The sequence below is a fragment of the Methyloceanibacter sp. genome (genome assembly GCF_050728395.1).
In the GTDB taxonomy this organism is placed as follows: Bacteria; Pseudomonadota; Alphaproteobacteria; order Rhizobiales; family Methyloligellaceae; genus Methyloceanibacter.
Genome location: NZ_JBOHJB010000002.1, coordinates 22,219 through 36,542, shown reverse-complemented (window position 1 = coordinate 36,542; position 14,324 = coordinate 22,219). Strand labels below are relative to the sequence as shown.

Genomic DNA, 14,324 nt, shown 5'->3' with positions numbered 1-14,324 from the left:
TTCAACTTATGGTAACATACGCCTCGCGCTGGTTGTGCATCCCATCGCGCAGGATGCGTACTCCGGGGAGGTGCAAATGTTGCCAACGACCTTACGCGATGGCGCCTATCTTCCGAAGCGAGTGAAGGAGGAAATCGATTTCGATGGACCGATCGAACGCGGCGCCAAGAAGATGCGCGCGCAGCGGGTCCAGGAATTCCTCACCTTGAACGGCTTCGCCGTCTCGGTCGACGGCGATTTCGGCCCGGCAACCGAGAAGCGGGTGCGCGACTTTCAGACCGCGCGCGGGCTGCCTGCGACCGGCGTCGTCGACATAAAGACGCATGAGGAGCTCGTCGCGCCCATCGTGAAGGCCCTCAATCCCATTGCGGCTGGGGGTAAGAGCCTTTCTACCCTCGCGGCAGCCTACGCCAAGCAACACATCAAGAGCCATCCAATGGAGGCTGGCGGCGACAATCGAGGCCCCTGGGTCAGGAGCTATCTCGATTGGGACGGAAAAGACGCAAGATGGTGCGCGGGCTTCGTCTGCTTTGCGCTCGAGCAAGCCGCGCACACGCTCGGCGGCCAGCTTCCCATCGACTCCTCATCGTCCTGCGATGTGTTGGCGATGGAGGCCAAGACCGCCGGTAAGTTCGTTCCCGAATCGCGCGTGAAGTCGGGAGCCTTCGCCAAGAAAGATCTTGTGCCCGGTAGTTTCTTTCTTGTCCGCAAGGTTCCCGGCGACTGGGTGCATGTCGGCATCGTGACCGCGCCCAGCAAGGAATCGTTCGACACCGCCGAGGGGAACACGGATAGCGGCGGCAGCTCGAACGGCTTCGAAGCGGCCGAGCGGGCGAGAGATTACCGGAGCAAGGACTTTATCGTTTGGTAGCAGGCGCGTGTGGGAGACGGCGTGGCCCGTTACCACCCTACAGACGTGCATATTCACCGCCGCGGCGCGATGAGGCGTCCGGCTCATGTCAAAGAGCATTCCCCCTGATTGGGGGCGGCGCGCCGAAAGGCGCAATCCGTTTGGTGTCCGCCTCCGTTGCGGAAGGCGGCGGGCGCTTTTCGGCGCGCCGGTAGCGGCGTCTTGTCGACGGCGGGCCGCGCTTTCCGCTTTAGACGTTCCGCCAACTCGGCAAGAAGCCGGTAGCGGCCGTCGAAACGTCAGCCAGCTCCTGGCGGGGACTCCTATTGGTTCCGGGCGGAGCCCCGCCGCCGCCCGAGTGCCTTGTGGCGACAAGGCCCGCAGGCGCCGCACTTCGTCCCGCCATAACGAACGCCTCGCGATGACGCCCCATGCGGACGAAGTGTGTGCATGATTGGATGAGCGCAGAGCGGCGGGGATATTTTTTTTCTACCCCCTCTATTGGTAGGTCGCATCGACATACTGCTGCCCGCTAGGCGTCAAGTCCGGGAATCTGGCAACTCGATACCGAGGAAGGCATTGGCACATTCATAGTGCCAATTCGTCCTCGTGGTCGTGCGAAACCTCTTCAAGACGCACCCGGGCGCCTCGGGGGCATGCTGCGAGTTGTAGAAGACCAACCGTTCTGAACGCAGACCGTTCGTCAACTTGCAAAACAACGGCACGTAATCCCTGCCCCCAAAAAAGACGATGGGCTCCGTGACATCGTCAGGGAGTAGACACAAATCGCGATAGATGTCCCTTTGTCGTCTACGCGCGTGGGGCGCGCCGCTCACACTGAAAGTAATATCGTAGGCGGGCGTCAAGTACGAGGCGCCGACCAAGCCCCAACCCGCAGAAAGAACGTATGTCTTGCTGAGCCCAAAGCGGTGCACCAGCCGGCGATAGGTCGGATTCTCATAGAGCTCGAAGGCTCGGCACAGTCCGAGCGGGTTATCGCCCGGGGCGGCGTTGTATTGCTTCAGGCGCTCGCGCCACGTTGGGCCTGTGTCGGAAGGATCATCCGGGCGGGCATACGCGTCGCTCTCGTCTGAAGGCGCTTTGGAGGGATCGGCCACGAAAAGAATCGACTTGCCCTGCTCTGTTCTCAGACGCCCGGCGTCGGATCGTTTGCGACCTGCGCACTGAATGATGAGGATCATGTCGCCGTTTCCGCGTGGCGGGTCAATGTTTCTATCCTGTCTAGAAAGGCGGGATCATAGTCCTCCTCGACGTGATTTGAATTCCAGAGGCCTGACATGCGCACACGTTCGCGATCGCAGTGATGTCCAAGCCATTCAGATGATTGCGCGTCGAGAGGCGGCTTCTTGAAATTGCTAAGTAGGGCAATTGCATTGCGCTCGACATATCCGCGCAGACTTCCTGCACCCGGCTCGTCGTCGATATCAAGCCAAAGGAAAGGCATCGCTCCAATGACTTTACTCACCTCGCATTCAAGACGAAATTCGTCCGCACGAACTTCTCTCGGTGCCGTGTTCCCCACGCCCCATGTCGAATATTCATAACCTCGCTGCCGGATCAAAGCCGAGCCGACTATCAGTCGAAAGATTGAACCTCGATGATTGCCTCCGCCGGATTTGTGCTGACCCCGGTGTTGAGCCAGGCGCGTCGAAAGCTGTGTTGTGGAACCGGGCTTGAGGGCATGAGTGCCAACGCGCACGATTCGCGGCCCAGCTCCACTGTCAGTGCGACTCTCGCCTTCTTCCATAAAAAAGTAGACGCCCCTTCGCGGCCAGTCCAGCCGACCCACGCACTCACCGAGGGTCCGTGCAGCTTGATGTTCCCGCAGCGAGTTCAGAACTGAATAGAATCTCTCTAGGTGAGCTAGGCGTTTTTTGGGCATCAGGATGCAAGCAACCGAGCTGTCCTTGTCGTCCTTAAGCCCTACTCCTTCACCACCGAGATATCAGGGGCGTCCTCGTTCTTCATGCCGACCACGTGGTATCCGGCGTCGATATGCAGGATCTCGCCGGTGACCCCGCGGCCCAAATCCGACAGGAGATAGAGCGCGCCGCCGCCGACGTCTTCGATCGACACGGTGCGGCGGAGCGGCGAATTGTACTCGTTCCATTTGAGGATATAGCGGAAGTCGGCGATGCCTGAGGCCGCGAGCGTCTTGATGGGCCCGGCGGAGATGGCGTTGACGCGGATATTCTCCTTGCCGAGATCGGCCGCGAGATAGCGCACGCTTGCTTCAAGCGCCGCCTTGGCCACGCCCATCACATTGTAATGGGGCATCACTTTCTCGGCGCCGTAATAACTGAGCGTGAGGAGGGAGCCGCCATTCGGCATCAGCTTCTCGGCGCGTCTGGCGAGCTGGGTGAAGGAGTAGCAGGAGACGAGCAGGGTCTGGGTGAAATTGTCCTTGCTCGTGTCGACGTAGCGGCCGTCGAGCTCTTCCTTGTCGGAGAAGGCGACGGCATGGACGAGAAAATCGATGGTGCCCCAGGCGCCGGCCAATGCGTTGAACACCGCCTCGACGCTTCGCTCGTCGGTCACGTCGCAAGGGAGCACGAGCTTGGAGCCGATTTCGGCCGCAAGCGGCTCGACCCGCTTCTTGATGGCGTCGCCCTGGTAGGTAAGCGCGATCTCAGCGCCATGGTCGCGGCAAGCCTTGGTGATGCCCCAGGCGATCGAGCGGTTGTTGGCGACGCCGAACACGACGCCGCGCTTGCCCGCCATCAATTTGGCAGCTTCGGCCATTGACCCTCCGGCTTGGAAAATGACGGCGCTTTATAATGCGCCGGTTCCCGGGCTGGAAGGCTTTTCGCTTGGGGATTTTGAGGCCATCGGCGTGGCACGCGGTCCTTCTGCTAATCGTCATCGCCATCGACCGACCGGCCGACGTGTTAGAGTCGCCCCTTGGCCGCTCAGAAAGGAGCCATGCCGCAGTAACCCCGCGCAAGCGGAAATTGTCATGAGTCGACTCAGATCGACTACGGCAGCCCTGTGCCTTGGTCGCGAGCGATGCAGGAGGCGCAAACAGATGACCACCAGACGACACTTCATGATGTCCGTTCCTGCTGCAGCGGCGGCCTTCGCCCTGGCGGACAGTTTTGTCCTAGACGCGAGCCCGGCGCGCGCTCAACAAATCGACCCCTTGCAAGGACATTTCCATCCTAAGGGGAAGGCGCCGTCAAAGTTCACGCTCGAGGTGTTGGAGAAGGCGAAGGCGACTCTGCCGTTCGCCGACAAAAGAGATTTCGAGGAGCAGAAGAAGGGTCTCATTGCTCCTATGAAAGACCTCAAGATCATGGCGGACGCCGGCCATGTCGCCTGGGACATGGAGCGGTTTCAGTTTCTGGATGAACAAGAGGAGTTCGACAGCATCCACGCCTCGCTGCTCCGTCAATCCAAGTTGAATAACAATTACGGGCTGTACGAGGTGATCCCGGGCATCTACCAGGTCCGCGGATTCGACCTGTCCGACATCTCGTTCGTCCGGGGCAAGACCGGCTGGATCGTGTTTGATCCATTGGTGACCGCTGAAGTGGTTCGCGCAGCGTGGAAGCTGTTCCAGGAGCACGTTGGCGAGGGCCTTCCCGTCTCGGCCTTAATCTATTCGCACACTCATGGCGACCACTGGGGCGGTGTGCGCGGCCTTGTGGACGAAGCGGATGTTAGGTCGGGGAAGATTCCCGTCATCGCTCCCGTCGACTTCATGGACTTCACAGTCTCGGAGAACGTCTACGCCGGCAACGCCATGAACCGGCGGCTGTTCTACCAGTACGGCCTGCTGCTGCCTGCCAGTCCGCATGGCTATGTCGGCCAGGGCCTGGGCCAAGCCGTCTCAGCCGGCGCGGTCGGCCTTGTTGCACCCACTCGGTACGTGGAAAAGGCCATCGAGGAATTCGAGGTCGATGGCGTCAAAATGGTCTTTCAAAACACTCCGAATACGGAGGCCCCGAGGGAGATGAATACGTACATCCCCGGAATGAAGGCGCTGTGGATGGCCGAGAATGTCATCGCCTCGCTGCACAACATCTACACGCTGCGCGGCGCGCCGGTGCGCGATCCGTTGCGCTGGTCGAAATACATCGGCGAGGCGCTCTACCGGTTCGGCCTGGATGCCGAGGTAATGTTCGCCTCGCACCATTGGCCGCGCTGGGGGAATGAGCGCATCCAGGAGGTGCTGCGCGGTCAGCGCGACCTCTATGCGAACATGAACAACCAGGTTCTGCATCTGGCCAACCAAGGCGTGACCATCAACCAGATCCACAACGTCTACGAGGTCCCCAAGGGCCTGCAGGAAAAGTGGTTCTGCCGCGGCTACCACGGCTCGCCGCAACACAACAGCCGCGGTGTCATCCAACGCTATCTCGGGTTCTGGGATTGCAACCCGACAACGCTCATTCCGCTCTCGCCGGGCGAGTCCGCGCCTCTCTACGTGGAGATGATGGGCGGCGCGGCGAAAATCCTAGCCCGCGGACGGGAGCTGCATGACGAGGGGAAGTACCTGCTCGCCACGGAAATCGTGAACAAGCTGATCCAGGCCGAGCCGGACAACGAGGCCGCCAAAGACCTGCTAGCCGACATCTTCGAGCAGATCGGCTACCAGCAGGAGAACCCAGGACTCCGCAACAGCTTCCTTGCCGGCGCATACGAGCTCAGGACAGGGATACCGCAGGGCGAAACCGCCAACTCGAGCAGCCCCGATGTGATCCGGGCGATGTCCACCGAGCTGTTTCTTAACTTCCTCGGCATTCGCATGGACAGCCGCAAGGCCGAGGGCATGCGGTTCACGATCAACCTGATCACGCCTGATAACGGCGAGAAGTTCCTGATCGAGCTGGAGAACGCCACGCTCACGAATATTGCAGGCTTCCAGGCCGACAACCCCGACCTGACCCTCACCATCAACCGGTCCGATCTTGAGCAAACGATGATGGGGGCGAAAACCCTTGAGGCTCAGATTGCCAATGGAACGGCGAAAGTTGAGGGCGACGCAGGATTGCTGACACGGCTCGCGTCGACCATGGTCGACTTCGACCCACGCTTCGAGATTATGCCCGGCACAAAGGCCCGGGAACCTGAAGCAACTGGATACGTGGAATCCGGCATCCTAGGAAACACAGATCCTTACGAGGCTATTCCGCGCCAGACGATTGCGGAATAACGGACGCGAGGGTAGGAGGTGCCCATCTGCCGACAAGCGCCCGTCACCCAATCGCGCGCGTCTTCCCGCCGTTGAAAAATATCAATCAGCCTTGGAGCGACCAGGCGCCGCCCTCTTCGCGGCAGGCGATGCCCTCGACCTCGCGCACAAAGGTGCCGAGCGACAGCGAATACGTGAGGTGCCGGCACACCCTGCCCTCGTCGTCGCGAAACGCCGAGACCGGCTTGATCACGCCGGTCAGCGCGCGCGACGGCCTCTTCCAAATAAGGGTGCCCCCGTCGCCAAGCTCGGTCAGCGCCACCTGAAGAGCATTGAGCGCAACGGCCCGGTCGGTGCCGTCAAGCTTGGCGCGGAGCTCGGCGAAGGCCGCCGGCTGCTTAGCGCCCCCGGTGCTTTCGGTGTCGATGACCACCGAACCGGTATAGGCCGGTTCCTCGGCGAAGAGAGAAAGAGAGGCGGGGGCGATAACGAGAAGTGCAAGTGCCCCCGCCCCAATGATGATAGGAGCGTTGCGATGGACCGTACGCATAACCGATCGTCCCCCCAAACTGGTGCCTCAGCACCAACTATCAACGGGGATGAGGGTGCAGTATCAGAGTGAGGAAATCGTAAACGTCCGTTTCGCCGCGGGACGGCGGCAGCGACAAGAAGCGAACGGCCAAGAGAGAGCTATGACCAAGTTCGGCGAGCAGGCCCCCGACTTCACCCAAGCTACCGATCCCTTGGCGCTGTTCGCCTTCTGGTTGGCTGAGGCGGTGAGAGCCGAGCCCGAGGACCCGAACGCCATGGCGCTCGCCACGGTCGATGCCGATGGGCTGCCCAATGTGCGCATGATCCTGCTCAAAGGCTCAGACGAGCGCGGCTTCGTCTTCTACACCAATTGCCAAAGCGCCAAGGGGCTCGAGCTTATTGCGGCGCCCAAGGCGGCCCTCCTCCTCTATTGGAAGAGCTTGCACCGTCAGATTCGCGCGCGCGGACCGATCGAGAAGGTGAGCGACGCCGAAGCCGACGCCTATTTTGCCACCCGCTCGCGGGAAAGCCGCATCGGCGCCTGGGCCTCGCAGCAATCCCGGCCGCTTGCGAGCCGCGGAGATCTCGATGAAGCGGTGGCAAAGCGAATATCGGAGTTCGAGGGTAAGGACGTGCCGCGGCCAGGCTATTGGCGCGGCTACCGGGTGATCCCGCTCGAAATCGAATTCTGGCACCACCGGCCGCACCGGCTGCATGACCGCATCGCGTTCCGGCGCGCTTCCCCCGACGCGCCATGGGTCAAGACGCGGCTCTATCCGTAGTCCCGTTCAGGACCTATCCTGCCGGTCATGGCGCAGATCCCCAATGAAGAGCGCAAGACGCTGATCCTCACCGGCGCTTCCCGGGGGATCGGCCATGCCACGGTAAAGCGCTTCTCCTCGGCAGGCTGGCGGGTGATCACCTGCTCGCGCCATGGCTTTCCCGAAGACTGCCCCTGGGAGGCCGGGCCGGAGGACCATATCCAGGTCGACCTCGCCAATCCCGACAATACGCTGGAAGCCATCGCCGTGATGAAGGAGCGGCTGAAAGCGCAAGGCGGCAGGCTGAACGCGCTGGTCAACAATGCGGCAATCTCGCCAAAGGGCGAGGGGGGTGCGAGGCTCGGCAGCATCGAGACCGATCGCCGGGACTGGATGACGGTGTTCCAGGTGAATTTCTTTGCCCCCATCATGCTCGCCCGCGGGCTGATCGAGGAACTCCACGCTGGGTCAGGCGCCGTGGTCAATCTCAGCTCGATCGCTGGCGCCCGCGTGCACCCCTTCGCCGGCTCCGCCTATGCCACCTCAAAGGCGGCGCTCGCCGCGCTCACCCGCGAGATGGCGGCAGACTTCGCCCCGCTCGGAATTCGCGTCAACGCCATCTCGCCTGGCGAGATCGACACCGCGATCCTGTCGCCTGGCACCGAGAGACTGATCGCCGATATCCCGATGCGGCGCCTCGGGCAGCCTGAGGAGGTGGCCAAGGCCATCTATTTCCTGTGCACCGAGCAATCGAGCTACATCAACGGCGCCGAGCTTTCCGTCGACGGAGGGCAGCATGTGTGACGATCCTCCCGAGTACATAGAGACGCTCGCCAAGCTAAGAGCAGAGATTCAGCTCGGCATCGACGAGCTTGATGCCGGTCTCGGAGAGACGCTCGACATCGAACGCTTTCTCGCTGAACTCCGAACCCCTCACCCGTCGCGGACCTGAAGGTCCGCGCCACCCTCTCCCACAAGGGGAGAGGGGGTGAGTCCGCTGCACCGCGCAGCACAAATCCCTTTCCTCCTCGTGCGGCTAACGAATCCGTAGAGGCAATGCCACAGCCTCCCCCTCTCCCCTCGTGGGAGAGGGTGCCTAACGCCGGACAAGTTCGGCGTTAGGCGGGGAAGGGGCACGATAAGCAAGTGTGGACCTAAGTTAAGTCAGCCTTTACCCTTAGGCCCTCAGCATGGCCCTGCCCTCGCCTTGTCCGGCAAAGGCAGTCGTTTTCCTAGTTTTGCGTAACCGAGTGGTGGCATGGGTGTGGGTGGGACGCGGGGGCGAAGGCTCCCGCTCGACGAGGTCATTGTCGGCGACTGCATCGAGGAGCTGGCCAAACTCCCCGAGCAATGCGTCGATCTCGTGTTCGCCGACCCGCCTTACAATCTCCAGATCAACAACGAGCTGCTCAGGCCGAACAACACCAAGGTCGACGGCGTCGATGACGATTGGGACAAGTTCGGCAGCTTCGCGGCCTATGACGACTTCACCTGCGCCTGGCTCAGGGCCTGCCGCCGGGTGCTGAAGCCGGAAGGCTCGCTGTGGGTGATCGGCAGCTACCACAACATCTTCCGCGTCGGCACCATTCTCCAGGACCTCGGCTTCTGGGTGCTGAACGACGTGGTGTGGCGCAAGACCAACCCGATGCCGAATTTCAGAGGCCGCCGCTTCACCAATGCGCACGAGACCTTGGTCTGGGTCTCCATGGGACCGAAGGCCCGCTACACCTTCAACTACGAAGCGATGAAGGCATTGAACGACGAGCTGCAGATGCGCTCTGACTGGCTGTTCCCGATCTGCTCGGGCCCTGAGCGCCTGAAGCAGAACTGCGGCCGCAAAACCCATCCGACGCAAAAGCCGGAGGCGCTGCTCCACCGCATCATCCTCGCCTCCAGCAACAAGGGCGAGGTCGTCCTCGATCCTTTCCTCGGCTCAGGCACCACGGCGGCGGTGGCCAAGCGCCTTGGCCGCAAGTTCATCGGCATCGAGCGCGAGCAGGCTTACGCGGAAGCTGCGCGGGCGCGACTCGAAGCCGTGACGCCGCTCAAAGTTGCCTCAGTCGAGACCGTCCGCAGCAAGCGGGCTGAGGCGCGCATCCCCTTCGGCGCGTTGGTCGAGATCGGGCTGATCTCTCCCGGCACCGTGCTCTATGACGCCCGCGCCCGCCACGAGGCCGAGGTTCGCGCCGACGGCAGCATCGCCTCGGCCGGCGCCCAAGGCTCTATCCACAAGATCGGGGCGCATGTGCAAGGCGCTTCGGCCTGCAACGGCTGGACCTTCTGGCACTATGAGGCGAACGGTACGCTCAAGCCGATCGACGCCTTGCGCGAAGTGGCGCGGCGGCAGCTCGAGCCAGAGGCTTAGCCTCCAAAGCGTGGGCGAGCACTTTCCGCATCACGCTTGGCAACGCCGCGCGGTGCAGATCGCGGAGCTGGACCCAGCGGCAACGCTCCGGCTGCGCGGCGTTGGCGGGCTTCGCGTCCGATGCGACCTCTGCCAGATAGACGGCAAGCTCCAGATGAAAATGGGTGAAAATATGCTCGACGAGCCCCGGCACCTCGCGCCATGACGCTGTGAGCGGCGCGTGGTCAAGATCGAGTTCGCTCCAACTACCCTCCATCCAAGGGGAGGATGGAGCCTCCAACATGCCGCCGAGCAGTCCTTTCAGCGGCCGCTCCCGTAAGAGCACCGCATTGTCATCGCGGAGCGCGACGAAGGCGTGGCCTCGTCGCGTCGGCCGCTCCGCCTTCTCTTCGCGATAAGGCAGACCCTCGGCCAAGCCTTGGGCATGGCCGGCGCAGCCTGAAACGAGCGGGCAGAGGCCGCAGGCCGGGCGGCGCAGGCTGCACAGCGTCGCGCCCAAATCCATCAGGCCTTGCGCAAAGTCTCCGGCGCGCTTTGCCGGCGTCAGTCTCAAGGCAAGCGCTCTGATCTCGGCCTTGGCCGCAGGCAGCTTCGTGGTGACCGCGAACAGCCGCGCCACCACGCGCTCGATATTGCCGTCGATGGGCGTGGCCTGTGCGCCGAAGGCGATAGCCGCGATCGCCGCAGCGGTGTAGTCGCCGATGCCGGGAAGCGTGCGGAGCTCGGCTTCGGTCTTCGGGAAACTACCGCCGAGCCGCTCCACCACCTCGCGGGCGCAGGCATGAAGGTTCCGCGCCCTGGCGTAGTAGCCAAGCCCGGCCCAGGACGCGAGAACGTCGCCAAGCTCGGCTGCTGCCAGCGCCCTCACGTCAGGCCAACGTCGCAGGACGTCGGCGTAGCGCGGCAGCACGGCCTTGACCGTGGTCTGTTGCAGCATGATCTCGCTGAGCCAAACCCGGTAAGGGTCGGGGGTCACGCCGGGCGCGGCGCGCCAGGGCAGGATCCGCCGCTCGCGGTCGTACCAGGCGAGCAGCGCGGATGCATAATCTTCGCTGTGCAAATCAGGCGCTCCGGCGGCATGCCTCGCTTCGCCCCATGGTGTAGGATCGAGCGAGGCGAAAGCAAGGAAGCGCTTCCGCCGTCCACCGCTAAGCGGGACACGCGATGCCGAACAACGAGCGGAAAACCTGGGTTAGGGCGACGGGCGGGGCGCGCGCCATCGGCGCCTATGTGGCGAACATGCTCGACCCTATCGCCCGGGCGCGCGGCTTCGCCATCACGTCGCTGTTGAGCGAATGGCCCGCGGTGGTGGGCGAGGAGCTTGCCCGTTTCACGGCGCCGGAGAAAGTCCTGTGGCCACGGCGGACCGAAGATGGGGAGACTGCCTCCCCGCAAAGGGCCTGGCGAACCGATGGCGCGATTCTCGTGCTCAAGGTCGACGGCCCCCGCGCCATCGAGGTGCAGCACCGCGCCGAGCAGATTTTGGAGCGGGTGAACGTCTATTTCGGCTACCGGGCCATCGCCCAGCTCCGCTTCCTCCAGGCGCCCCTGCCCAAGGCCAAGACCGAGGCCCCGGCGCCGGCGCCGGCAAGCGTCGAGGAGCCCTCCCCTCCAGCTGGCCTTACCGATACCGGGCTTGCGAGGGCCCTTGGACGGCTCGCAGCCGGCGTCCGCGGCAAGACCCCGGGACCTTGAGACGGCGCTCGACACGGCATCTTAATCAAGCCGGAGCTTTCGTCGCTCCTCGCTGGAGGCATTCCAGCGTCGGTTTGGTCAGCGACCCCTCAGTTGGCGGTGCGGGACCAAACCTCGACCGAGCCCCTTTATCTCGACAAAGCGAGAAGTGGCGCGGCGTGCAATCTTGCGGGCTCTTTCCATCTTGGTCATTGCACCGCCATGACCAAGCAATTTGGATGGCCCTGCGACTTGAGTTGCGTGCAGAGCCTGAGAGCAGTCTCTTTGTCCGAGACCGGTCCGATGCGGAGCCGATACCAAATGCCCTTCGCGCCGAGGTCAGCTTTCTGCACCATAGGTCGGTATGGCGCGAGTAGCGTTGGATATTTCTGTGCCATATCAGCAAATGCGAGAAGCGCCTGGGTCTGGCTCTCCTTTGAGTCGACCTGGATCACATAACCTGCGACCGCCTCTGCTTGCGTTGACGGAGGCTGAGCTTGCAAGGGGGCAGAGTTTGGTCCCCCGGATGCATCGGCAATTGGCCAGCCACAAGCTTGGCTCAAGGGCTTTAATGCGTTTTCGAGGCCCGCGATGACGAACTCCCCATTTACGGGACTTTCATTGTAGGGCGTTGCTCTAATGAATAGGCGTTCTCCTCCGACTAGGCTCCTTAAGAACGGGATCGCATTGCCACCGCCCCAAAGACCAAGACCTTCATGATTATTGGATTCGTCGAATTCTTTCGTCTGCGCCTGTCTCTTATCGATCCTGTAGGTAATTTTGCCCCCGCCTTCCAATGAACTCATAAATTCACCGGCAAAACGAAAGAAAAGGTCCGTCTTGTTTTCGCGGCATGCGATGTAAAATTCCATCGGGCCCTTCTCGCCAAACCGGCCCACAATCGGCTCTGTAGAGTCCAGGCTCAGAAAGACATTTGTCGAATCGTCGATTTTTGAAACATCAGTTGTCATCTTCCATTGTCCAGTTCCGGACAGTATCGTGTTGACCGGGGGCGCAGGGGCATTGTCAGCAGCCAATGCATCGAAGCACGCCACCCGCTTTACGCTGTCCTCGATGCGCGAGCACTCGCGTAACTGCTGTTGCATGTCACCGGCTGACGAAGGAGTCGGCTGGCCAACAGCAACCCCACCGGCTAGCAACGCCCCGGTCAGAGAAAATCTGGCCGCAAACTTGCGGTACGAAACACGTTGTTTCATGGGGGCCCCCGCCCTGTGGTTGTAGTCTACAAAGTGAAGGGTGGGAGAGTCTCGAACTTATTGTTCCGGGCTCTTTGAGCTACGTCAGCCTTAGTTGGCACGTGCTCCCAAGCGAAGCTAGTGCCACAGGGGCCCACAAGGGAGAAAGCTTTGACTAAGCCCGTTGTACATATGCCGCACATCGGACGCCAAAATCACCCGCGAGACATTGTGGCTATCGTGGTTCCGCCATAAAGAACTGGCCAGAGAACGGGAAACGACCGGAAAGCAAGCGAGCGGAGAAAGCCAAGTGACCGAGACCGAAAAAGCTGCCCCCAACAGGACCCTGTATATCGTGCTCGGCCTCGTGCTGGCGGTGGCCGTCGCCGCTGGCGTCTATTACTGGCGGGGAGGCTTCGACCAGAGCGGCGCCAGAGTGGCGGACAAGGACAAGGTCGACCCTGATGTGGCCGTGCTCCTGGAGCCAGGACCGCTCCCCGACATCGTCGTCGGCTCCGCCGACGCGCCCAACTCCATCGTCGAATACGCCTCAATGACCTGCCCGCATTGCGCGCAGTTCCAGACCGTGGTGTTTCCGCAGTTGAAGACCAAATATATCGATACCGGCAAGGTCCGCTACATGCTGCGCGAGTTCCCGCTCGACAACCTCGCCGCCGCCGCTTTCATGCTCGCGCGCTGCTCCGGCAACGACCGCTATTACCCGATGGTCGACGCCATGTTCTCGACGCAAGAGAGTTGGGCGGCTCCGGGCGTCGACGCCAAGGAGAAGCTGCTGCAGATCGCCCGCCAGGCCGGCATCTCCAAGGATGAGTTCGACAAGTGCCTGGCCGACAAGGAGCTGTTCGACAAGCTCTTGAAGACTCGCGAGATCGCCAATGAAAAATTTCAGGTCGACTCGACGCCGACCTTCTTCGTCAACGGCAAGCGGCTCAAGGGCGACCACCAGCTCAAGGATTTCGACGTGGCGCTGGGCGAGGCTCCCGCCGACGCCGACGCCGACGCCGACGCCGACAAAGGGAAGACCGAAGGCTCGACCCCGCCCCCGTCAGGGCAATAAGCATCGCGGAACAGGCGCCAGGATGAGACGGCCAGCGATCTTGCTCCTCTTTGCCGTCGGGGTCGCGCTTTCAGGGTGCGGCGGAGGCGTGGGTCCTACCGCAGACGCCGCCGCCGACAAGGCGCTCAATGTGCCTCCGGTCGCGGAGCTGATGGCCGACGGGCCGCTCGGCGAGCGGGCACTCGGCAGTCCCAACGCTCCCATCACCGTCATCGAGTACGCCTCGCTCACCTGCCCCCATTGCGCCCATTTCCAGAAGGAGGTGTTTCCCCGGGTGAAGAAGGAGCTGATCGATACCGGCAAGATCCGCTTCATCGTGCGGGAGTTCCCCATCGGTCACACCTCAGGGGCCGCCGCCATCATCAATCGCTGCGCGCCGGAGGACAAATATTTCTCGTTGTTCAACGCTTTCCTGCTCCGCCAGCCTGAATGGGTGAGCCAGGAGGTGCGCCCGGACGCCATCTATTCGGTGGCCAAATCGAGCGGCATGTCGCGTGAGACGTTTGACAAATGCCTCACGAATCAAACCATTATCGACGGGCTCACGGAGGTGAAGCAGCGGGGGCGGAAATTTGGCGTGGTCGGCACGCCCACCTTCTTTGCCAATGGCCGCAAGGCGCAAGGCTTCATCACCTTCGAAGAGTTCAAGGCTCTGCTTGGCCCGCAGTCGTCGACGTGATCCTGCGGTGCTGAGATGCGTTGAATCGCGCGTCG

General features: G+C 62.2%; 15 protein-coding genes. 9 read left to right on the top strand and 6 right to left on the bottom strand.

The genetic code is table 11. The annotated features are described in order from the left end of the window. Positions 1-76: 76 nt before the first annotated feature. A complete protein-coding gene (locus ACREC7_RS00950; protein WP_431553809.1) occupies positions 77-871 on the top strand; it encodes a peptidoglycan-binding domain-containing protein in 795 nt (264 codons plus the stop codon). Between the two features lie 518 nt (positions 872-1,389). On the opposite strand, the gene ACREC7_RS00945 is transcribed toward ACREC7_RS00950, so the two are convergent. From ACREC7_RS00945 to fabI, 3 genes are all read right to left on the bottom strand, one after another. Further along, positions 1,390-2,052, bottom strand: coding sequence for a hypothetical protein (locus tag ACREC7_RS00945; RefSeq protein ID WP_431553808.1), 663 nt, complete (start codon positions 2,050-2,052; stop codon positions 1,390-1,392). Continuing rightward, on the bottom strand, positions 2,049-2,618 hold the full coding sequence (locus tag ACREC7_RS00940) for a hypothetical protein (RefSeq protein WP_431553807.1): 570 nt from the start codon (positions 2,616-2,618) through the stop codon (positions 2,049-2,051). The genes ACREC7_RS00945 and ACREC7_RS00940 overlap by 4 nt, the downstream gene beginning before the upstream one ends. A 176-nt stretch (positions 2,619-2,794) precedes the next feature. Further along, positions 2,795-3,613: an enoyl-ACP reductase FabI gene (gene fabI, locus ACREC7_RS00935; protein ID WP_431553806.1), complete on the bottom strand. Its 819-nt coding sequence runs from the start codon at positions 3,611-3,613 to the stop codon at positions 2,795-2,797. Between the two features lie 283 nt (positions 3,614-3,896). On the opposite strand from fabI, the gene ACREC7_RS00930 reads away from it, so the two are divergent. After that, positions 3,897-6,026, top strand: coding sequence for an alkyl/aryl-sulfatase (locus tag ACREC7_RS00930; protein WP_431553805.1), 2,130 nt, complete (start codon positions 3,897-3,899; stop codon positions 6,024-6,026). Positions 6,027-6,111: 85 nt separating this feature from the next. Here the strand turns inward: ACREC7_RS00930 and ACREC7_RS00925 are convergent, their stop codons facing one another. Further along, a complete protein-coding gene (locus ACREC7_RS00925) occupies positions 6,112-6,555 on the bottom strand; it encodes an RT0821/Lpp0805 family surface protein (RefSeq protein ID WP_431553804.1) in 444 nt (147 codons plus the stop codon). A 142-nt stretch (positions 6,556-6,697) separates the two neighbouring features. Here ACREC7_RS00925 and pdxH point away from each other — a divergent pair, with 142 nt between their 5' ends. The 4 genes from pdxH (at position 6,698) to ACREC7_RS00905 (ending at position 9,662) form a co-directional block, all read left to right on the top strand. Beyond that, positions 6,698-7,318, top strand: a complete 621-nt coding sequence (pdxH, locus tag ACREC7_RS00920) for a pyridoxamine 5'-phosphate oxidase (RefSeq protein ID WP_431553803.1) — start codon at positions 6,698-6,700, stop codon at positions 7,316-7,318. Positions 7,319-7,345: 27 nt separating this feature from the next. Then, positions 7,346-8,101, top strand: coding sequence for an SDR family NAD(P)-dependent oxidoreductase (locus ACREC7_RS00915; protein WP_431553802.1), 756 nt, complete (start codon positions 7,346-7,348; stop codon positions 8,099-8,101). Continuing rightward, a complete protein-coding gene (locus tag ACREC7_RS00910) occupies positions 8,094-8,249 on the top strand; it encodes a hypothetical protein (protein ID WP_431553801.1) in 156 nt (51 codons plus the stop codon). The genes ACREC7_RS00915 and ACREC7_RS00910 overlap by 8 nt, the downstream gene beginning before the upstream one ends. A 306-nt stretch (positions 8,250-8,555) precedes the next feature. Further along, positions 8,556-9,662, top strand: a complete 1,107-nt coding sequence (locus ACREC7_RS00905) for a site-specific DNA-methyltransferase (RefSeq protein ID WP_431553800.1) — start codon at positions 8,556-8,558, stop codon at positions 9,660-9,662. On the opposite strand, the gene ACREC7_RS00900 is transcribed toward ACREC7_RS00905, so the two are convergent. Beyond that, a complete protein-coding gene (locus ACREC7_RS00900) occupies positions 9,604-10,722 on the bottom strand; it encodes an A/G-specific adenine glycosylase (RefSeq protein WP_431553799.1) in 1,119 nt (372 codons plus the stop codon). The two genes, ACREC7_RS00905 and ACREC7_RS00900, sit on opposite strands and share 59 nt — an antisense overlap. 104 nt (positions 10,723-10,826) lie before the next feature. Between ACREC7_RS00900 and ACREC7_RS00895 the strand changes: the two genes are divergently transcribed. Next, positions 10,827-11,357 (top strand): DUF721 domain-containing protein, encoded by a 531-nt coding sequence (locus tag ACREC7_RS00895; RefSeq protein WP_431553798.1) that lies wholly within the window; start codon positions 10,827-10,829, stop codon positions 11,355-11,357. A gap of 188 nt (positions 11,358-11,545) precedes the next feature. Here the strand turns inward: ACREC7_RS00895 and ACREC7_RS00890 are convergent, their stop codons facing one another. Further along, complete coding sequence (locus tag ACREC7_RS00890) at positions 11,546-12,553, bottom strand: type VI secretion system-associated protein TagO (protein ID WP_431553797.1); 1,008 nt, start codon at positions 12,551-12,553, stop codon at positions 11,546-11,548. Positions 12,554-12,842: 289 nt separating this feature from the next. Between ACREC7_RS00890 and ACREC7_RS00885 the strand changes: the two genes are divergently transcribed. Then, complete coding sequence (locus ACREC7_RS00885) at positions 12,843-13,610, top strand: DsbA family protein (RefSeq protein WP_431553796.1); 768 nt, start codon at positions 12,843-12,845, stop codon at positions 13,608-13,610. An 88-nt stretch (positions 13,611-13,698) separates the two neighbouring features. Next, positions 13,699-14,289: a DsbA family protein gene (locus ACREC7_RS00880; RefSeq protein WP_431553795.1), complete on the top strand. Its 591-nt coding sequence runs from the start codon at positions 13,699-13,701 to the stop codon at positions 14,287-14,289. Positions 14,290-14,324 lie beyond the last annotated feature (35 nt).

Excerpts from the sequence above, each read along its gene's own strand:
- ACREC7_RS00905 (WP_431553800.1), top strand. The coding sequence starts at position 8,556 with ATGGGTGTGGGTGGGACGCGGGGGCGAAGGCTCCCGCTCGACGAGGTC.
- ACREC7_RS00890 (WP_431553797.1), bottom strand. The coding sequence starts at position 12,553 with ATGAAACAACGTGTTTCGTACCGCAAGTTTGCGGCCAGATTTTCTCTG.
- ACREC7_RS00910 (WP_431553801.1), top strand. The coding sequence starts at position 8,094 with ATGTGTGACGATCCTCCCGAGTACATAGAGACGCTCGCCAAGCTAAGA.
- fabI (WP_431553806.1), bottom strand. The coding sequence starts at position 3,613 with ATGGCCGAAGCTGCCAAATTGATGGCGGGCAAGCGCGGCGTCGTGTTC.
- ACREC7_RS00930 (WP_431553805.1), top strand. The coding sequence starts at position 3,897 with ATGACCACCAGACGACACTTCATGATGTCCGTTCCTGCTGCAGCGGCG.
- ACREC7_RS00950 (WP_431553809.1), top strand. The coding sequence starts at position 77 with ATGTTGCCAACGACCTTACGCGATGGCGCCTATCTTCCGAAGCGAGTG.
- ACREC7_RS00925 (WP_431553804.1), bottom strand. The coding sequence starts at position 6,555 with ATGCGTACGGTCCATCGCAACGCTCCTATCATCATTGGGGCGGGGGCA.
- ACREC7_RS00915 (WP_431553802.1), top strand. The coding sequence starts at position 7,346 with ATGGCGCAGATCCCCAATGAAGAGCGCAAGACGCTGATCCTCACCGGC.
- ACREC7_RS00895 (WP_431553798.1), top strand. The coding sequence starts at position 10,827 with ATGCCGAACAACGAGCGGAAAACCTGGGTTAGGGCGACGGGCGGGGCG.
- pdxH (WP_431553803.1), top strand. The coding sequence starts at position 6,698 with ATGACCAAGTTCGGCGAGCAGGCCCCCGACTTCACCCAAGCTACCGAT.
- ACREC7_RS00940 (WP_431553807.1), bottom strand. The coding sequence starts at position 2,618 with ATGGAAGAAGGCGAGAGTCGCACTGACAGTGGAGCTGGGCCGCGAATC.
- ACREC7_RS00945 (WP_431553808.1), bottom strand. The coding sequence starts at position 2,052 with ATGATCCTCATCATTCAGTGCGCAGGTCGCAAACGATCCGACGCCGGG.